The following is a 19,704-nucleotide window of genomic DNA, read 5'->3' as shown; positions in this document are numbered from 1 at the left end:
AGTAGCATCCCGCCTGAAGTCTTCAGTTACGAGTTTAAAACAATGACAACAAATGACGCCCCTCAGGGCGAACTGGTTTTACGCACACTGGCAATGCCTGCGGACACGAATGCCAATGGCGATATTTTTGGCGGCTGGCTGATGTCGCAAATGGATATGGGCGGCGCAATTCTGGCAAAAGAGATCGCGCATGGTCGCGTTGTGACAGTCCGGGTGGATGGGATGACCTTCCTGCGCCCGGTCGCGGTGGGTGATGTGGTCTGCTGCTATGCACGCTGCGTCAAGCGCGGTAATACTTCCATTTCCATTAACATTGAAGTCTGGGTGAAAAAGGTCTCATCTGAACCGATTGGACAGCGTTATAAAGCAACAGAAGCGCTGTTTATTTATGTGGCAGTCGATAGCGAGGGCAAACCCCGCCAGCTGCCTCAGGCCTGATCGTCAGGCATAAAAAAGCCTCCTTGCGGAGGCTTTTCTTATTCCATCTGCGCCCCGCCGTTCAGGCGGAAAACAATATTAACGATCAACCCACTGCCTGGTTTGCCTGGCTCATAACGCCATCTGCGCATCGCCGATTTCACTTCACGCTCAAACATATTTGAAGGCTGAGCAGACAAGATTTCCACGTTATCGACACGCCCGTCCGGGGTAACGTCAAATTTGACCCGCACACGACCTTCAATGCGCAACGCCTGAGCACGAGGAGGATATTGCGGCTGGTTGCGGCTCACGGCGCGCGGGCCAGCGGGCGCGGTTGGCGTCGGTTTTGCGGTCGCGGGCGTGTTGTTCATCAACGGACGCGAAGGCGCTGTGTTTTCGACCCTCTGCGTAGCGCGTGGTTCAACCGGGCGTTCTTCCCGTTTAGGGCGCTCCTCCACCTTTTTCACCGGTTTTGGTTTCGGCTTAGGCTTCGGTTTGGGTTCTGGCTTATGGATCACCACCGGCGCTTCCTTTGGTGGCTCGGGAACCGGCTCAGGTTCTGGTTCTGGCTCCGGCTCAGCAACCGGCTGCGGCGGTGGTGCAACCTGCGGCGGCTCAAGATCCGCAGGCGAGACCATCGTCACTGAAATGGGCTGCGAAGGCGCTGGCATTTCAATAACCTGATGAACCGAGGTATAGAGCAAACCCGCCACGACAGCACCGTGAATCACGACAGAAAGCAGCGTCGGCCAGGGAAAGCGGCGAGGTAAATCAAGGGTCATCGAAGTCATAATCATCAACGTTAAAAAACCGAATCCTGATTTTAAATGCAAATAGCAATCATATTCAATAAGACACTTTGTTCTGGCGCAATTTAGGCGCGGGAGAGGCCAAAAAAGAGGCATTCAGATCAGGGTATTAACATTGTTTTTATTTTACATTGCAGTCAGTTGTCCTTTCACATAACGTAACTGACACTTTTAATGGTTAAGGAGCTTCACCGTGTTTTACGTGATTTACTCTGAAGATGTCGCTGATTCCCTGGAAAAACGCCAGTCTGTACGCCCTGCTCACCTCGCACGCTTACAGTTGCTGCAGGATGAAGGGCGTTTACTGACTGCGGGCCCTATGCCGGCCGTCGACAGCAACGATCCGGGTGCTGCCGGTTTTTCTGGCTCCACGGTGATTGCCGAGTTTGAATCCCTGGAGGCCGCTCAGGCCTGGGCCGATGCCGATCCGTACGTTGCTGCGGGTGTGTATGCGAAAGTGACGGTTCGACCGTACAAGAAAGTGTTCTGATACCAAAAAGGCTCCCTCAGGAGCCTTTCTTTCAATCAATGCAGCGATGCTAATCGCGCCGCAAACCCGACAAACAACAGTCCTATCAGGCCGTTCCCCAGCTTTGCCAGTTTCTTTTTCGTTTTCAGATAACGTGTGACAAAAGCGCCTGAGAAGATCAGGAAGCTCATATACATAAAGCTTATTAGCTCAAGCGTGGTCGCGAGGATCAGGAAAGAGGTACCGGTATTCTTCGCATTCACATCGATAAACTGAACAAAGAACGAGACGTAGAACAGAATAGCTTTCGGGTTCGTCAGGCTCAATACCAGCGAGCGTTTCATGATCATGCTGGCAGGCTCGGTACCGCTTTCATGTGTATTATTCTGACGGGTAATAACCGACCAGAGCATTTTACCGCCCAGCCACAGCAGATAAAAAGCACCTAAATAACGTACGATATTAAACAGTACCGGTGTGGTCTGAATTAACGCGGCAACGCCCGCCCAGGCCAGGAACATCAGTACGGCATCGCCGATAAACACGCCGGTGGCGGCGAGATACCCTTTTTTAACGCCGTGACCAATCCCAGTTTTCAGCACAAATAAAGTATTCGGCCCTGGCACCAGCACAATAAAAAATGCGCCGACAACGTATGTCCAGAAATTCAGTACGCCAAACTCCGCAAACACTTCTCCCTCCTTTTGCTCAACACAACAGGAATAGCGCTGCAAAGACGCTATTCCCAACAACCATACGCCATAAAATCATTGGGCACCTTGCGGTGCCCTGATGGTTCTCAGAAATCCTGGACTGCGAACAGCAACGCATTGCGGTGCCGGGTCATTCCACATTTCCTGATGGCGTGTATACGCATATTGCGGCGGGATTGTGCTTCCAGCCAACGAGCCTTACGACGGTTCACCTGTCGCAACATGCGCCAGCGCCCTACTTCAGTTCTACTGCGCTTCATGTCTACAACTCTTTCTTTAAAAGAGAGGCCATTATAAACCCAACCCTGCAGCAAACCAGCGCTTTTACCTGGCGTTTTTATTTGCCAGATGATTCCTGATGCGTACACTCATAACAATACGCTTTCAAAAGGATTTTTTTACCTATGACAACCGTCTACACCGTGGTGAGTTGGCTGGTCATTCTGGGATACTGGCTGTTAATCGCGGGTGTGACATTGCGCATCCTGATGAAGCGCAGAGCCGTACCCTCTGCCATGGCCTGGCTTCTTATAATTTATATCCTGCCGCTGGTAGGAATTATCGCCTATCTCTCTTTCGGTGAACTTCATCTGGGCAAGCGTCGTGCCGAGCGTGCCCGGGCCATGTGGCCTTCCACCGCCAAATGGCTGAGCGATCTTAAAGCCTGTAAACACATCTTCGCAGAAGAAAACAGCAGCGTTGCCTCCTCATTATTTAAACTGTGCGAACTCAGACAAGGTATTGGAGGCGTAAAAGGCAATCAGCTCCAGCTGCTGACCTCTTCTGATGACGTCATGCAGGCCTTGATCCGCGATATTCAACTGGCTCGTCACAATATCGAGATGGTGTTCTATATCTGGCAGCCCGGCGGGATGGCAGACCAGGTGGCGGAATCGCTGATGGCTGCCGCACGTCGTGGCATTCACTGCCGTTTGATGCTCGACTCCGCAGGCAGCGTCGCCTTTTTCCGTAGCCCCTGGGCAGGGATGATGCGTAATGCCGGCATCGAAGTGGTCGAGGCGTTAAAGGTCAATTTACTGCGCGTTTTCCTGCGCCGGATGGATCTTCGCCAGCACCGCAAGATGATCATGATCGACAACTATATTGCCTATACCGGCAGCATGAACATGGTTGATCCCCGCTTCTTCAAGCAGGACTCGGGGGTCGGCCAGTGGATTGACCTGATGGCAAGGATGGAAGGGCCTATCGCCACCTCCATGGGGATTGTCTATTCCTGCGACTGGGAGATAGAAACCGGCAAACGTATTCTCCCGCCGCCACCGGATGGCAATATCATGCCCTTTGAAGAGGCCAGCGGACATACCATCCATACCATTGCCTCCGGGCCGGGTTTCCCGGAGGATTTAATCCATCAGGCGCTACTGACCGCCACTTACGCGGCGCGTGAATATTTGATCATGACCACGCCCTACTTCGTTCCGAGCGATGACCTGCTGCACGCAATCTGCACCGCAGCACAGCGCGGTGTCGATGTCAGCATCATTCTGCCACGCAAAAATGACTCACTTCTGGTGGGCTGGGCCAGCCGCGCGTTCTTTAGCGAACTGCTTGCCGCCGGGGTAAAAATCTACCAGTTTGAAGGCGGGCTCCTGCATACCAAAAGCGTCCTCGTGGACGGTGAGTTAAGTCTGGTGGGCACGGTAAACCTGGATATGCGCAGCCTGTGGTTAAACTTTGAAATCACGCTGGTCATTGATGATGCCGGATTCGGCGGTGACCTGGCGGCGGTACAGGACGATTATATCTCCCGTTCGCGCCTGCTGGATGCCCGGCTGTGGGTAAAACGTCCGCTGTGGCAGAGAATTGCTGAACGACTGTTTTACTTCTTTAGTCCGTTGCTGTAAAACGTGCCCAACGATGTTTAACAGGTAGTCATCATGGAAATGGATCTGAACAATCGCCTGACCGAAGACGAAACGCTCGAGCAGGCCTATGACATTTTTCTCGAACTGGCGGTTGATAACCTCGATCCCGCAGATGTGATCCTCTTTAATCTGCAGTTCGAAGAGCGCGGCGGCGCGGAGTTATTCGACCCTGCAGAAGACTGGGCTGAGCACGTGGATTACGATCTCAATCCTGACTTCTTTGCCGAAGTGGTGATTGGGCTGGCAGATGAAGATGGTGGCGAAATTAATGACATCTTCGCCCGCGTGCTGCTCTGCCGCGAGAAAGACCATAAGCTGTGCCATATCATCTGGCGCGAATAGTAAAAGGCTGCGGATGCAGCCTTTTTTGTTTAATCCGGTAGCGCACTCCCGCAACGGTTACAGAAGCGGGCGTTAAGCTCATGTTCAGCCTGGTGACAACCCGGACATTTTCGCTGCTGTTTGCGGCTCTGAAATGCGCTGCTCATATGGGTTGTGATAAGACCTGTCGGAATGGCAATCACCGAATACCCAATCAGAATCAGCACCGATGCGACGATACGTCCAAGCGGCGTATGCGGCGTGATATCCCCGTAGCCAACGGTCGTGACGGTGACAATGGCCCAATACACTGAGGCATTCAGCGTTGTGAAGCCATATTTTGGCCCTTCTATCAGATACATCAACGCACCGAAAACAATCATGACGATCGCGATAAACGAGTAAAACAGAATGAGCTGATGCCGGGCACTGACTATTGCGCTCCAGAAGACCCGGAGAGACGGCATAAAACGCAGCAATTTCAGAATACGTAATACACGAATAACGCGCATCGCCCGCCATGCAAAGACATAGCTCAGGCTAATCTCCGGCCACAACCACATGACGTAGAGCGGCAGGACGGTGGCTAAATCGATAAATCCCCAGAAGCTGAAAACATATCTCGCCGGGTTGGGCCAGCAGACGACCCGCAGCAGATATTCGGCAGTAAAGACCAGGGTAATAATCAGTTCGATCCAGACAAATATATGCCATTCATCATAGGTCAGGTGATACTGCGTCCCGGCTCCCGATTCAAAGAAAATAACCACCACGCTGATGAGTGCAAACAGCCCGCAGATCCCTTCGAAGCGGCGTCCGGATATCGTTTTAGGATCGAATAGAAAATGATAAAGCCGCCGACGGGCAGAGGTGAATAGACTCGACACGGTAACCTCGCAAAAAATAAGGGCTGACATCATGTCAGCCCTTGCGATTATAACGGGTCTACTTTCAGGCAGGAAACCGCATGTCGGAAACTGCCTTCCAGAACCGGTCGTGTTTTCGCACACTCCGGCCCGGCCAGTGGGCAACGCGTACGGAACACGCAGCCTGATGGCGGGTTAATCGGCGACGGCAATTCGCCTTCCAGCAGCTGGATGCTTTTATTTTTTTCCAGATCGGGATCGGGAATTGGCACCGCGGACATCAGCGCTTTGGTGTAGGGGTGCAGTGGATTGTGGTACACCTCATCATAGGTGCCCAGCTCCACGGCATGGCCCAGGTACATGACCAGTACGCGGTCAGAAATGTGCTTCACCACCGCCAGGTCGTGCGCAATGAAGATCAGCGACAGCCCCATCTCACGCTGCAGCTTCTGTAGCAGGTTAACCACCTGCGCCTGAATCGACACGTCCAGCGCGGAGACAGGCTCATCGCAGATGATCAGCTTCGGCTCAAGGATTAACGCGCGGGCAATACCGATACGCTGACACTGGCCGCCGGAGAATTCGTGCGGATAGCGGTTGATGAGGTTTGGCAGCAGCCCCACTTTCATCATCATCGCCTTAACACGATCGCGTACTTCCTGACGTGGCATCTTCGGATGATAGGTCCGCAGCGGCTCGGCAATGATTTCACCGATGGTCATACGCGGGTTTAAGGACGCCAGCGGATCCTGGAATATCATCTGGATATCGCTGCGTACGTCGCGCCACTCTTCGGGCTTCATCCCCAGCAGATCTTTACCCAGCCACGCCACTTTACCGCCGGTCGCTTTCACCAGACCGATAATGGCACGCGCAAAGGTCGATTTACCGCATCCGGACTCACCCACCACGCCCAGCGTTTCCCCTTCATACAGACGAAGCGTTACGCCATCCACAGCTTTCAGGGTCTTGGGCGGCTGCCAGAACCACTGTTTACCGTCTTTGATGTCGAAATGCACTTTAAGATCGGCAATTTCGAGCAGCACATTTCTTTTTTCATCTAATGCGTTCATACCAGCTCCTCCTGCGGCTTAAAGCAGGCGCGCAGACGGCCTGGTGCAAACTCTTCCAGCGGCGGAGCGCTGTTACAAATCTCCATCGCGTGCGGGCAGCGCGGCTGGAACGGGCAGCCTTTCGGCAGGCGCAGCAGGTTTGGCGGGTTGCCCGGAATGGTCAACAGGGATTCCCCTTCCGCATCAAGACGTGGCACCGCATTCAACAGGCCGATCGAGTACGGGTGCGCAGGCTGATAGAAAACATCGCGCGCTTTGCCATATTCCATCGTACGGCCGGCATACATTACCAGCACTTTGTCACAGATACCGGCAACCACGCCCAAATCGTGGGTGATCATGATAATCGCCGTGTTGAACTCACGCTTAAGCTCGTTCAGCAGGGTCATGATTTGCGCCTGGACGGTCACATCCAGCGCGGTGGTCGGTTCATCGGCAATCAGCAGTTTTGGACGACACAGCAGCGCCATGGCAATCATCACACGCTGACGCATACCGCCAGAGAACTCATGCGGGAACATGCGCATGCGCTTACGCGCCTCTGGCATTTTTACCGCATCGAGCATTTTAACGGACTCTTCAAAGGCTTCAGCTTTGCTCAACCCTTTGTGCAGCATCAGGACTTCCATCAGTTGCTCACCGACGCGCATGTACGGGTTCAACGAGGTCATCGGATCCTGGAAAATCATCGAAATCTGCTCAGCACGCAGCTTGTTCAGCTCGTGTTCAGGCAGGTTGAGGATCTCGCGTCCGTTGAATTTGGCGGATCCGCCAATCACACCGTTTGCGGCCAGCAGCCCCATCAGCGCGAACGCCGTCTGAGATTTCCCGGAGCCGGATTCGCCCACGATACCCAGCGTTTCACCCGCGCGCAGGTTGAAGTTGAGATCGTTTACGGCGGTGACATCCCCGTCCGGCGTCTTAAAGGTGACGCGGAGATCGTTTACATCCAGCAGAAGGTCACTCCGCTGTTGCGCCTGTGGCGCAGTTGCCGTTTCAATAATTGTCATGACGGCGCTCCTTAACGGTCTTTCGGGTCGAGGGCATCACGCAGGCCATCGCCGATAAAGTTGAAACAGAACAGGGTCACGACCAGGAAACCCGCCGGGTATAACAGCAGCCACGGTGAAACTTCCATTGAGTTTGCGCCATCGCTCAACAGCGCGCCCCAACTGCTCAGCGGCTCTTGCGTGCCCAGCCCCAGGAAGCTCAGGAAGGATTCAAACAGGATCATGCTTGGTACCAGCAGTGAGGCATACACCACCACCACGCCCAGCACGTTAGGAACAATGTGGCGGACAACGATATTCCCTGTCGATACACCCCCCACCTGCGCCGCTTCGATAAACTCTTTGCGTTTAAGGCTCAGCGTCTGGCCACGTACGATACGCGCCATATCCAGCCAGGAGACCATGCCGATGGCCACGAAGATCAACAGGATGTTCTGGCCGAAGAAGGTCACCAGCAGGATCACGAAGAACATGAACGGGAAGGAGTTTAAAATCTCCAGCAGACGCATCATGACCGAGTCCACTTTCCCGCCGAGATAGCCGGAGAGCGAGCCATAGAGCGTGCCGACGATCACGGCCACCAGCGCTGCTGCAATCCCCACCATCAATGAAATACGGCCACCAATGGCAACGCGGACCAGCAGGTCACGGCCGGACGAGTCCGTACCAAAGTAGTGGCCGGACTCCATATCCGGCGCGCTGGACATCATGCCCCAGTCCGTATCGAAATAGGTGAATTGCGACAGCATCGGCGCCAGGGTCACAAACAGCGCGATCAGCACCAGAACAACCAGACTGGCGACCGCTGCGCGGTTATGCATAAAGCGACGGCGGGCGTCCTGCCAGAGGCTACGACCTTCGACTTCCAGTTTTTCACTGAAGTTTTCCAGCGCCTCGCTGTTTTTCTTACTCAACATCATGGCGTGCTCCAGTTAGTAACGGATTTTCGGGTCGATAACGGCATACAGCACATCGACAACAGCGTTAAAGAGAATGGTCAACGCACCCACGAGGATCGTCAGGCTCAGCACCAGAGAATAGTCGCGGTTGAGGGCACCGTTAACAAACAGCTGGCCAATACCCGGCAGACCGTAGATGGTTTCAATAACCATTGAACCGGTAATAATACCGACGAACGCCGGTCCCATGTACGAGAGCACAGGTAAAAGAGCCGGCTTGAGCGCATGGCGGAAGATAATCCGGCGCATCGGCAACCCTTTCGCGCGCGCGGTACGGATGAAGTTTGAATGTAACACTTCAATCATCGAACCACGGGTGATGCGCGCGATACTGGCGATGTAAGCCAGAGAAAGCGCCACCATCGGTAAAATCATGAATTTCAGTGCCCCGCCGTTCCAGCCGCCGCCGGGCAGCCATTTCAGCGTGATGGCAAATATCATCACCAGTAACGGCGCGACAACGAAGCTGGGGATAACCACCCCGGTCATTGCGACCCCCATTACCGTATAATCCCATTTGGTATTTTGTTTAAGCGCGGCGATAACGCCTGCGGTGACCCCGAGAACCACGGCCAACAAGAATGCCGCAGCACCCAGTTTTGCCGATACCGGGAAGCTGGATGCCACCAGGTCGTTAACGGAATAGTCTTTATATTTGAATGACGGCCCGAAATCGCCATGCGCCAGTTGCTTCAGATAGTTGAAGTATTGCGTGGAGATAGGATCGTTTAAATGATATTTCGCTTCGATGTTCGCCATCACTTCAGGTGGCAGCGTACGTTCACCCGTGAATGGACTTCCCGGCGCGAGACGCATCATAAAGAAGGAAATTGTAATTAGAATAAATAACGTTGGTATCGCTTCTAAACAGCGACGCAGGATAAATTTCAACATTGCCCGTACCTTCTGGCGTGTGCCTGATGAATGTTACAAAGTAGACACAGTGGGGCAAGCCAGGCCCGCCCCACGTATTGCCATTAATGCTTGATAATATAAAGATTCTTAACGGAAATATTATCCAACGGGTCTTTACCGGTATAGCCGCCAACCCATGGTTTCACCAGGCGGGCGTTCACGTAGTAGTAAACCGGTACAATTGCCGAGTCTTTATCGAGTTGTTGTTCTGCTTTGGCGTACAGGTCTGCGCGTTTTGCATCGTCAGTAACCTGCAGCGTTTCAGCGATAAGCTTATCGAATGCCGGGCTCTTATAGTGCGCCGTGTTGTTCGAGCTGTCGCTGAGCATGGTATTCAGGAAAGATGTCGGTTCATTATAGTCCGCACACCAGCCTGCACGCGCCACGTCAAAGGTGCCCTGATGACGGGTATCCAGGAAGGTTTTCCACTCCTGGTTTTCCAGCTTAACGTTCGCGCCCAGGTTTTTCTTCCAAATAGAGGCAACGGCAATCGCCAGTTTTTTATGCAGATCGGACGTGTTGTACAACAGATTAAACGTCAGCGGCTTATCTGCGGTATACCCCGCTTCGGCCAGCAGTTTTTTCGCTTCTTCGTTACGTTTTTCCTGTGACCACTTGAACCACTCAGGCTCAACCAGTTTCATGCCATCGGTGTACGGTGGAGTGTAGCTGTAGGCTGGCAGATCGCCCTGGTTTTTCACTTTGTTCACGATGATATCGCGATCCAGTGCCAGCTTCAGCGCCGTACGGACACGTACGTCGGTGAACGGTGCTTTCTGGTTATTAATTTCGTAGTAATAAGTACACAGGTATGGATCGACATGAACTTCTTTCGGGATCTCTTTCTTCAGTTTCTGGAACAGTTCAATCGGCATGTTGTTATAGGTCATGTCGATTTCACCGCTGCGGTAGCGGTTCACGTCAGTCACTTCAGAAGAGATTGGCAGGTAGGTCACCTGGTTAATCACGGTTTTGGCGTTATCCCAGTATTGCGGGTTACGCTCCAGAACCATACGTTCGTTGACCACCCAGTCTTTCAGTTTATAAGCACCGTTGGTCACAATATTGGCAGGCTGGGTCCATTTTTCACCGAATTTTTCCACTGCGGATTTCGGTACCGGGGAGACAGACGGGTGAACCAGCAGCTTATAGAAGTACGGAACAGGTTCGCTCAACGTCACTTCAAACGTGTTGGCATCAATCGCTTTTACACCCAAATCGGTGACCGGTTTTTTACCGGCGATGATGTCATCGATATTGGCGATATGGCCATATTGCAGATAGCTCGCATACGGAGAGGCGGTGTTTGGATTCGCCAGGCGCTGCCAGCTGTAAACGAAATCTTCGGCGGTAACCGGTGTACCGTCGGACCATTTAGCATCTTTGCGCAGATGGAAGGTCCAGACTTTAAAATCTTTGTTTTCCCACTTTTCGGCGACACCCGGCGCCGGGTGGCCTTCTACGTCAGTGACCAGCAGCCCTTCAAACAGGTCGCGGTTGACGTTTGACTCTGGCACGCCCTCAATTTTATGCGGATCAAGAGACTGAACTTCCGCCCCGTTGTTACGTACCAGCGTCTGCTTCTCAGCCAGCTGTACCCCTGCAGGCACGTCCGCAGCCATTGCAGCGTTGCCCGCGATTAGCGCAGTTAAAATCCCCGCCGCTATCAGATTTTTTTTTGTGATGATGGACATTGTGTTGGTACTCCACTCATTATAATTACTGGCCTTCGCCAGCTGTGTAATCCCCTGTTGGGGCCTGTACAGCGCAGGAGTTTTTTTTGCTGCTGTCAGGTTCTTTTTTACTTCTTGCTATCACCGACTTCTTTATTACTGACCGCTCGTATGGCCGTCTTGCGTCGATTCTTTCCATGTCTCCCCTGTCTGAGACATGTGTTGGATATTCGCGAAGATGACTATATGAAAATAATTCTCATCTTCTTGTTTTATGCTGCAAAATATTAGGCCGGAAAGTATCAAAAGGCGGAAACGCACGCCAATACATTTTGCAAATTTGTTAAGCAATTCTCTTTTACGAAGTGTACTAAATCGTTGAGGGCAGCCCTGCCTGACATGAAAGGACAATAAAAATCTTTTCATTCAAAGAGATAAAAAAATCAGTCTCTCTGCGCGCGTCGCTGCGCTACCATCACGTCATTTTGTACAAAAACTTAACAACTGATTATTATTTAGCACATTCCTCTAAGGGAACGTTGAATTTACTAATATCATTTCGGTTATCACTCAGCAAGCCCCAGAGTATCGTGTGAGTAAAATAACAGAATGATCGCAGGTTTTCTGTGCAGGCAGGAAACGGTAGGATTAATAACTTGTTGAAATATAAGAATTGAACATTATTAGTAGAATTTATTATGACAGGTAAGCATTTCAACTTTATTTATATGATTTGCTGATATTCACGTAAAAAAAACGGAGCCGTTGGCTCCGTTCTTTCGTACGAAATGTCAGTGCAATAAGCCGGGGAAAATGCTTTTGATGCCGGTCACAATGAATTCGATGCCCAGGGCCATCAATAGCAACCCCATAATACGGGTAATGACGTTGATGCCTGTCTGCCCAAGCAGACGCACCAGCCAGGGTGCCATGCGGAACACGCCCCAACAACAAAGCGCAAAAATGGCAATGGCGACAGAAAAGCCAATCAGATGCACCCAGTTGTGGTAGCGCGTACCCCAGACAATCGTCGAGCTAATAGCGCCGGGACCGGCCATCAGCGGTAACGCCAGCGGCACTACGCCTATGCTCTCGCGAATGGCGGTTTCTGATTTTTCCTGCTTGTTCTGTTTGTCTTCCCCCAGCTTACCGCTGATCATCGACATAGCGATGGTGACCACCAGGATCCCACCCGCAATACGGAAAGAATCAATCGAGATACCGAACACCTGAAGAATGGCATCCCCAAGGTAAAGGGAGGTCAGGAGAATAATCGCCACTGACAGGTTAGCGGTAAGATTGGTTTTGTTTCTGGCCGCCGCCGTCTGGTAACTGGTCATACTAATGAAGACAGGAATGATCCCCACCGGGTTGACCAATGCAAACAAACCAATAAAAACTTAAAATATGTAGGAAAATCAAAGAGCGATAAGATCACATTTTGCTCCGCTTATGCGTATGCCCCGGGGCTGACAACTGTCAGTGAAAATCGCGCTGAAGATACGCTTTTTATCAGCATACTTCACCAGAAATCTGTGCCAAAACGTTATCAATTCATGATGTTAAATATTTGTATAAGCAATGATAGCGCCACTTCCAATAGTTACTTAATTATTTAACACTGGAATAATCTCAAAGAAATAACCCTGCTGAAAGGTATCAGCTTGGGGGAAAATTGACGCAGATCATGATTTTCGTACTCAGAAGTGAGTAATCTTGATTACGCCCCCAGGGAGATGACCTGCCAAAAAAGGATGATGCTAAGGTAAGGCTCTTTTAGTAAATTAGTGTGCTGGTGCAGGAAGTAACCCATTGTTTTACTGTGTGTTACGCAAGTCGTATTGGCTCTGTCTATACTGTCTGACGTATCGAGCGCTGGTTTACTAAAAGAGTTTAAACATTATCAGGAGAGCATTATGGCTGTTACTAATATCGCTGAACTGAACGCCCTCGTCGAGCGCGTTAAAAAAGCCCAGCGTGAATATGCCAATTTCACCCAAGAACAGGTTGATAAAATCTTCCGCGCGGCCGCTCTGGCTGCTGCAGATGCTCGAATCCCTCTCGCTAAAATGGCCGTTGCCGAATCCGGCATGGGTATCGTTGAAGATAAAGTGATCAAAAACCACTTCGCTTCAGAGTATATCTACAACGCCTATAAAGATGAGAAAACCTGTGGCGTGCTGTCTGAAGACGACACTTTCGGTACTATCACCATTGCAGAACCTATCGGCATTATTTGCGGTATCGTTCCAACCACCAACCCAACGTCTACCGCTATCTTCAAATCTCTGATCAGCCTGAAGACCCGTAACGCAATCATCTTCTCCCCGCACCCACGTGCAAAAGATGCGACCAACAAAGCCGCTGACATCGTTCTGCAGGCTGCGATTGCTGCCGGTGCACCTAAAGATCTGATCGGCTGGATCGACCAACCGTCCGTTGAGCTTTCTAACGCGCTGATGCACCACCCGGACATTAACCTGATCCTGGCGACCGGTGGTCCTGGCATGGTTAAAGCGGCATACAGTTCCGGTAAACCTGCTATCGGCGTAGGCGCGGGTAATACCCCTGTAGTTATTGATGAAACGGCCGATATCAAACGTGCTGTTGCGTCCGTGCTGATGTCCAAAACCTTCGACAACGGTGTTATCTGTGCTTCTGAGCAGTCTGTTGTTGTTGTTGATTCCGTTTATGATGCTGTTCGCGAACGTTTCGCCAGCCACGGCGGCTACCTGCTGCAGGGCAAAGAGCTGAAAGCGGTTCAGGATATCATTCTGAAAAATGGCGCGCTGAACGCGGCTATCGTGGGTCAGCCAGCGTATAAAATCGCTGAACTGGCAGGCTTCACTGTTCCGGCAACCACCAAAATTCTGATTGGTGAAGTTAAAGTTGTCGACGAAAGCGAACCATTCGCTCACGAAAAACTGTCCCCTACTCTGGCGATGTACCGCGCCAAAGATTTCGAAGACGCAGTTGAGAAAGCAGAGAAACTGGTTGCGATGGGTGGTATCGGCCACACCTCTTGCCTGTACACTGACCAGGATAACCAGCCAGAACGTGTTGCTCACTTTGGTCAGATGATGAAAACTGCACGTATCCTGATCAACACCCCGGCTTCTCAGGGTGGTATCGGCGACCTGTACAACTTCAAACTCGCACCTTCCCTGACTCTGGGTTGTGGTTCCTGGGGTGGTAACTCCATCTCTGAAAACGTTGGTCCAAAACACCTGATCAACAAGAAAACCGTTGCTAAGCGAGCTGAAAACATGTTGTGGCACAAACTTCCGAAATCTATCTACTTCCGCCGTGGTTCTCTGCCAATCGCGCTGGATGAAGTGATTACTGATGGCCACAAACGTGCGCTCATCGTGACTGACCGTTTCCTGTTCAACAACGGTTACGCTGACCAGATCACCTCTGTTCTGAAAGCCGCTGGCGTAGAAACTGAAGTGTTCTTTGAAGTTGAAGCTGACCCAACCCTGAGCGTTGTGCGTAAAGGTGCGGAGCTGGCGAACTCCTTCAAACCAGATGTGATTATCGCACTGGGTGGTGGTTCCCCAATGGACGCCGCGAAAATCATGTGGGTAATGTACGAACATCCAGAAACCCATTTCGAAGAACTGGCGCTGCGCTTTATGGACATCCGTAAACGTATCTACAAGTTCCCGAAAATGGGCGTAAAAGCGAAGATGATCGCCGTTACCACCACTTCCGGTACAGGTTCTGAAGTTACGCCGTTCGCGGTGGTCACTGATGACGCAACGGGTCAGAAATACCCACTGGCTGACTACGCGCTGACCCCAGATATGGCCATCGTTGATGCCAACCTGGTGATGGATATGCCGAAATCACTGTGTGCATTCGGTGGTCTGGACGCTGTGACTCACGCCCTGGAAGCCTATGTTTCCGTACTGGCTTCTGAGTTCTCTGATGGTCAGGCTCTGCAGGCGCTGAAACTACTGAAAGAAAACCTGCCAGCGTCTTACAACGAAGGGTCTAAAAACCCGGTTGCCCGTGAGCGTGTCCACAGTGCAGCAACCATCGCCGGTATCGCGTTTGCTAACGCCTTCCTCGGGGTTTGCCACTCCATGGCTCACAAACTGGGTTCTCAGTTCCACATCCCTCACGGTCTGGCGAACGCCCTGTTGATCAGCAACGTTATCCGTTATAACGCGAATGACAACCCAACCAAGCAGACTGCTTTCAGCCAGTACGACCGTCCGCAAGCACGTCGTCGTTACGCTGAAATCGCAGACCACCTGGGTCTGAGCGCACCGGGCGACCGTACTGCTGCGAAGATCGAGAAACTGCTGGCATGGCTGGAAAGCCTGAAGGCTGAACTGGGCATTCCTAAATCTATCCGCGAAGCGGGTGTTCAGGAAGCTGACTTCCTGGCACACGTTGATAAGCTGTCTGAAGATGCATTCGATGACCAGTGTACAGGTGCGAACCCGCGTTACCCACTGATCTCCGAGCTGAAACAGATCCTGCTGGATACATTCTACGGACGTGAGTTCAAAGAAGGTGACGTTGCTGCTGTGAAAACAGAAGCACCAGTCATTAAAGCTGACAAAAAAGCGAAGAAAAGCGCTTAATTGACCGCTGTTAAAAAACCCGCCTCTGGCGGGTTTTTTTTGTCTGAAGATCAGGCTTTGAGTTCTTTGAAACTACTTCCGGTTATCGTGCTGAATCGCCGTCAGGGAGCCCACAGACAACGCCTCTTTATAATGCTTACGACAGACCGACACATAGCGTTCATTGCCCCCTATCACCACCTGCTCACCGTCTGCATAGGGTTTACCAGACTGATCAAGACGAAGCACCATACTGGCTTTACGGCCGCAAAAACAGATGGTTTTCAGTTCGACCAGTTTATCGGACCAGGCAAGCAAATACTGGCTACCGGCAAATAGCTCCCCGCGAAAGTCCGTGCGCAAACCATAGCAGAGAACGGGAATATCAAGTTCATCTACGACCTCTGAAAGCGCATGCACCTGTTCACGCGTCAGGAACTGGCTTTCATCGACCAGAACGCAATGAATGGGCTGGGAAGTATGCTCGGCACGGATATCCTGCAACAGGTCCGTTTGTGGGTTAAACAGTCTGGCCGGTGACGAGAGACCAATTCTTGAACTCACCTTACCTGCACCGAAGCGATCGTCGATTTCAGCGGTGTAAACAACGGTGCGCATCCCTCGTTCCTGATAATTGTAGGAGGATTGCAGTAACGCCGTGGATTTTCCGGCATTCATTGCCGAATAGTAGAAATAAAGTTGTGCCATTGGCCGTCAAACCCTAATCAATGTGTAATATTCCCAATGATTCATTGTATCATATTTTGTCTGGTCATCAGCGATACACCACACAGAGTATGGGGTTCAAGCCGCAGTTAACCACGAGATGTACAGGAAAATAATGCGATAAAACAGGAGGTAAACTGATTCAGCATGCTCTATATGTCGCGAACCCACTAAACATAACACTTCTTTTTATACTGGAATCCACGTTCATTAAAATTCACTATTTATTAACTATTTTTGCCCTGGCAACGCTGGCAGAAACTAATACAAAAGGCTGATATTTATCCGCCGCAACTATAATTCCTGCGGTAAATGTCACAAAAAAAAGATGCAACCGAACGGGTTAAGCAGGTAAGCGTGATAACAAGCGAGCCTGTGTGGGTATGAAATTTAAGTTAGCGTAATTAATAATAGCGCCCATTATTCCGTATTTTTTGAATTCCTTACATTCCCACCTATTGCACAACTGAATTTATCGCTCTATTATTAGGACAACAAACCACCCCCCATTATAAGTTTGAGATTACTACAATGAGCGAAGCACTTAAAATTCTGAACAACATCCGTACTCTTCGTGCGCAGGCAAGAGAATGCACCCTGGAAACGCTTGAAGAAATGCTGGAAAAATTAGAAGTTGTAGTTAATGAACGTCGCGAAGAAGAAAGCGCTGCTGCTGCTGAAATCGAAGAGCGTACGCGTAAACTGCAGCAATATCGTGAAATGCTGATTGCTGATGGTATCGATCCAAATGAATTGCTGAACAGCATGGCTGCAGCGAAGACCGGTACTAAAGCAAAACGCGCTGCTCGTCCTGCTAAATATAGCTATGTCGACGAGAACGGCGAAACTAAAACCTGGACTGGCCAGGGTCGTACACCTGCTGTTATCAAAAAAGCCATGGATGAGCAAGGTAAACAGCTGGACGACTTCCTGATCAAGGATTAATCCTAACGTATTCAGAAAAATCCCGCTTAATGCGGGATTTTTTTTATCCTCAATTCCTGCAAACATCCCCTTACATGCCGTCATATTGGGACATCGTACTAATTAACGTTCCTTACAGACCGGCGTGGTTACCCTGAGTTGTGGGCATAAAAAAACCGGTGGGCATCGCCTCACCGGTCTTGATCATTTGCAGGCGGGGTTATTTTTTAATACCCACGCTCTCTTTCAGCCAGGCTTTAAATTCTTCACCCAGTGAATTGTGGCGGATGCCATATTCCACGAATGCCTGCATATAACCGAGTTTATTACCGCAGTCATGGCTCTTACCTTTCATATGGTAGGCTTCAACGGTCTCTTTCTCGATCAGCATATCGATGGCATCGGTCAGCTGGATCTCATCTCCTGCTCCTGGAGGCGTTTTCGCCAGCAGTGGCCAGATTTCAGCGCTCAGGACATAGCGACCTACTACCGCCAGATTAGACGGCGCTATGTCGGCTTTAGGCTTCTCTACGACGCCTACCATTGGCACGCTTTCACCGGGTTCAAGATTAACGCCTTTACAGTCAACCACACCGTAAGCCGTCACGTCTTCAACAGGTTCAACCATAATCTGGCTGCTGCCCGTTTCGTCAAAGCGCTTGATCATCTCAGCAAGGTTATCCTGAGAGAGATCGGATTCATATTCGTCCAGAATGACGTCTGGCAGAATGACCGCAACAGGTTCATTACCCACAACAGGATATGCACAAAGTACCGCGTGGCCCAGACCTTTCGCCAGCCCCTGACGCACCTGCATAATGGTAACGTGCGGAGGGCAAATAGACTGAACTTCTTCTAACAGCTGACGCTTAACGCGTTTTTCCAGCATGGCTTCGAGTTCGAAACTGGTATCGAAATGGTTTTCGATAGAGTTTTTAGATGAATGTGTAACCAGCACAATTTCAGTGATGCCGGCCGCGATACATTCGTTTACGACATACTGAATTAATGGCTTATCAACCAGTGGCAACATCTCTTTAGGAATTGCCTTAGTTGCTGGTAACATCCTGGTACCCAATCCCGCTACCGGGATGACGGCCTTTCTGACTTTCGAATTTAGGGCAGCCATTCAAATTCTCCTGAGCTGTTCAAGTTTTGAACTTTTATGCATTAAATAACGCGTTGAGTATATCAGCCTCATCACACAGTCTGGGTCTGAAAAGAACGCGTTGCCGATCAATTAGGATAAATACGCATGAATCTGGGCAGCGATAGTAGCACTCCCCACAAAACACAGGTAAGGCAATCTTAAAATTAAGATCCAACTGCTTATTCCGTGGACAACATTAACCGCAACCGCCCGCCGGCACCCCAAATTTGGCACTGCCAGGAAGAACAGCGATGGCTAATTTGATTAAGATAAGCCGTACCCAATGTCCCCAGCGGCACACCGTTGCTAACCTGAATATGATGTTCCCCGGTATTCAGAGAGGCGTTCAGACCCGCTGAAACGAGGATAAGATTTTTCAATCCACTATGGTAATAGCCAACCAGCAATGGAAATTGTCCTGGTAAATTGGCCTGGCGAAAAAGCTGGTTAACCTGTTTAAGTAAACTGCCTAACTCCGGAAGCCGTTGCCCCTGATGCGATAACTGTTCCTGCAACAGCCCGTTAAATAGCGCACGAAGTAATAACGCTGCTAATACACCATTATCCCCGGCACGGGTAACATCCAGGGAATAAAACGCAAGATCGGAATCCGATAATGGCGCAATATCCAGCACCAGACCGGGCTGATCCGCGGCCACAAGCTGGCGATAATTTATTCGACAGTGTGAAAAGGTCTGTTGTACCGGCGGCTGAAGTTCCTGCAATAGCTTGGCCGCGGCAGGCGGATTACTGACTAAAGCATCCCAGTCCTGGAAAAGGCGCTCTTCTTCCTCGACGCGGGAATTAAACATATTCGGATAAAGGCAGGCCAATACCGTTTCACGCAAACGGTTCAGATCTTTTACTGGTTTCAGCAGAATATCCTGCACCCCCAGACGCAATGCTTTGGCAATATCCGCCATATTTTCCGTCGCGGAGATCACCAGAATGGGCGTCTGGTTACCCTCATTACGCAGATGTTCAACCAACTTCAGGCCATTCATCCGCGGCATTGCGATATCACAGATCATCAGATCGGGCGTGATACTGACCATTTTTTCCAGGGCATCAACACCATCTTCAGCCAGGGCAGTGGTTGCCCCCAGCGAGGATAACCACGAATCCAGTAGCGATCGGAAAACGGGCTCGTCTTCAACAATCAAAATGTGTTTTCCGGCCAATGGCTGCGTCATGGTTCCTCCCCTGGCTGACAGTT

18 protein-coding genes and 1 pseudogene are annotated in these 19,704 nt (G+C 50.9%); 6 read left to right on the top strand and 13 right to left on the bottom strand.

What is annotated here, in order from left to right; translation table 11 throughout:
* Positions 1–42: 42 nt before the first annotated feature.
* Complete coding sequence (gene yciA, locus ECL_RS08100; protein WP_013096281.1) at positions 43–438, top strand: acyl-CoA thioester hydrolase YciA; 396 nt, start codon at positions 43–45, stop codon at positions 436–438.
* Positions 439–476: 38 nt separating this feature from the next.
* Here yciA and tonB read toward each other — a convergent pair whose 3' ends face one another.
* The gene (tonB, locus tag ECL_RS08095) at positions 477–1,202 is read right to left on the bottom strand and encodes a TonB system transport protein TonB (RefSeq protein WP_013096280.1); all 726 of its coding nucleotides are present in this window, start codon (positions 1,200–1,202) and stop codon (positions 477–479) included.
* 220 nt (positions 1,203–1,422) lie between these two features.
* Between tonB and ECL_RS08090 the strand changes: the two genes are divergently transcribed.
* A complete protein-coding gene (locus ECL_RS08090) occupies positions 1,423–1,719 on the top strand; it encodes a YciI family protein (protein ID WP_013096279.1) in 297 nt (98 codons plus the stop codon).
* 35 nt (positions 1,720–1,754) lie between these two features.
* On the opposite strand, the gene leuE is transcribed toward ECL_RS08090, so the two are convergent.
* Both leuE and ECL_RS08080 read right to left on the bottom strand, forming a co-directional pair.
* A complete protein-coding gene (leuE, locus tag ECL_RS08085; protein WP_013096278.1) occupies positions 1,755–2,390 on the bottom strand; it encodes a leucine efflux protein LeuE in 636 nt (211 codons plus the stop codon).
* 107 nt (positions 2,391–2,497) lie between these two features.
* The gene (locus tag ECL_RS08080) at positions 2,498–2,671 is read right to left on the bottom strand and encodes a YciY family protein (RefSeq protein WP_086528096.1); all 174 of its coding nucleotides are present in this window, start codon (positions 2,669–2,671) and stop codon (positions 2,498–2,500) included.
* 144 nt (positions 2,672–2,815) lie between these two features.
* Here ECL_RS08080 and cls point away from each other — a divergent pair, with 144 nt between their 5' ends.
* Both cls and ECL_RS08070 read left to right on the top strand, forming a co-directional pair.
* Complete coding sequence (gene cls / locus ECL_RS08075; RefSeq protein ID WP_013096277.1) at positions 2,816–4,276, top strand: cardiolipin synthase; 1,461 nt, start codon at positions 2,816–2,818, stop codon at positions 4,274–4,276.
* A gap of 33 nt (positions 4,277–4,309) precedes the next feature.
* Entirely contained in the window at positions 4,310–4,639 is a 330-nt protein-coding gene (locus ECL_RS08070) for an HI1450 family dsDNA-mimic protein (protein WP_013096276.1), read from the top strand.
* A gap of 29 nt (positions 4,640–4,668) precedes the next feature.
* Here ECL_RS08070 and ECL_RS08065 read toward each other — a convergent pair whose 3' ends face one another.
* From ECL_RS08065 to ECL_RS08035, 7 genes and pseudogenes are all read right to left on the bottom strand, one after another.
* Complete coding sequence (locus ECL_RS08065) at positions 4,669–5,538, bottom strand: ion transporter (protein ID WP_013096275.1); 870 nt, start codon at positions 5,536–5,538, stop codon at positions 4,669–4,671.
* Between the two features lie 14 nt (positions 5,539–5,552).
* A complete protein-coding gene (gene oppF, locus ECL_RS08060) occupies positions 5,553–6,557 on the bottom strand; it encodes a murein tripeptide/oligopeptide ABC transporter ATP-binding protein OppF (RefSeq protein WP_013096274.1) in 1,005 nt (334 codons plus the stop codon).
* Complete coding sequence (gene oppD, locus ECL_RS08055; RefSeq protein WP_013096273.1) at positions 6,554–7,567, bottom strand: ABC transporter ATP-binding protein; 1,014 nt, start codon at positions 7,565–7,567, stop codon at positions 6,554–6,556. Before oppD ends, oppF begins: the two co-directional genes overlap by 4 nt.
* A gap of 11 nt (positions 7,568–7,578) precedes the next feature.
* Entirely contained in the window at positions 7,579–8,487 is a 909-nt protein-coding gene (gene oppC / locus ECL_RS08050) for an oligopeptide ABC transporter permease OppC (RefSeq protein WP_013096272.1), read from the bottom strand.
* 12 nt (positions 8,488–8,499) lie between these two features.
* The gene (gene oppB / locus ECL_RS08045) at positions 8,500–9,420 is read right to left on the bottom strand and encodes an oligopeptide ABC transporter permease OppB (protein WP_013096271.1); all 921 of its coding nucleotides are present in this window, start codon (positions 9,418–9,420) and stop codon (positions 8,500–8,502) included.
* 83 nt (positions 9,421–9,503) lie between these two features.
* Positions 9,504–11,135, bottom strand: coding sequence for an oligopeptide ABC transporter substrate-binding protein OppA (gene oppA, locus ECL_RS08040; RefSeq protein ID WP_013096270.1), 1,632 nt, complete (start codon positions 11,133–11,135; stop codon positions 9,504–9,506).
* A gap of 770 nt (positions 11,136–11,905) precedes the next feature.
* Positions 11,906–12,552: pseudogene (locus ECL_RS08035) on the bottom strand (YchE family NAAT transporter).
* 478 nt (positions 12,553–13,030) lie between these two features.
* Between ECL_RS08035 and adhE the strand changes: the two are divergent.
* Positions 13,031–15,709 (top strand): bifunctional acetaldehyde-CoA/alcohol dehydrogenase, encoded by a 2,679-nt coding sequence (gene adhE / locus ECL_RS08030; RefSeq protein WP_013096268.1) that lies wholly within the window; start codon positions 13,031–13,033, stop codon positions 15,707–15,709.
* A gap of 72 nt (positions 15,710–15,781) precedes the next feature.
* Here adhE and tdk read toward each other — a convergent pair whose 3' ends face one another.
* Entirely contained in the window at positions 15,782–16,396 is a 615-nt protein-coding gene (tdk, locus tag ECL_RS08025; RefSeq protein ID WP_013096267.1) for a thymidine kinase, read from the bottom strand.
* A 549-nt stretch (positions 16,397–16,945) separates the two neighbouring features.
* On the opposite strand from tdk, the gene hns reads away from it, so the two are divergent.
* Positions 16,946–17,359, top strand: a complete 414-nt coding sequence (gene hns / locus ECL_RS08020; RefSeq protein WP_008502781.1) for a histone-like nucleoid-structuring protein H-NS — start codon at positions 16,946–16,948, stop codon at positions 17,357–17,359.
* Positions 17,360–17,558: 199 nt separating this feature from the next.
* Here hns and galU read toward each other — a convergent pair whose 3' ends face one another.
* Together galU and rssB are read right to left on the bottom strand one after the other, a co-directional pair.
* Positions 17,559–18,467 carry a UTP--glucose-1-phosphate uridylyltransferase GalU gene (gene galU, locus ECL_RS08015; protein ID WP_044158279.1) on the bottom strand — a complete coding sequence of 303 codons (909 nt, stop codon included), beginning with the start codon at positions 18,465–18,467 and terminating at the stop codon, positions 17,559–17,561.
* A gap of 200 nt (positions 18,468–18,667) precedes the next feature.
* Positions 18,668–19,681: a two-component system response regulator RssB gene (gene rssB, locus ECL_RS08010; RefSeq protein ID WP_013096265.1), complete on the bottom strand. Its 1,014-nt coding sequence runs from the start codon at positions 19,679–19,681 to the stop codon at positions 18,668–18,670.
* Between the last annotated feature and the right edge of the window lie 23 nt (positions 19,682–19,704).

Source organism: Enterobacter cloacae subsp. cloacae ATCC 13047 (genome assembly GCF_000025565.1).
Classification (GTDB): Bacteria; Pseudomonadota; Gammaproteobacteria; order Enterobacterales; family Enterobacteriaceae; genus Enterobacter; species Enterobacter cloacae.
This window is presented reverse-complemented; position numbering and strand designations above follow the sequence as displayed.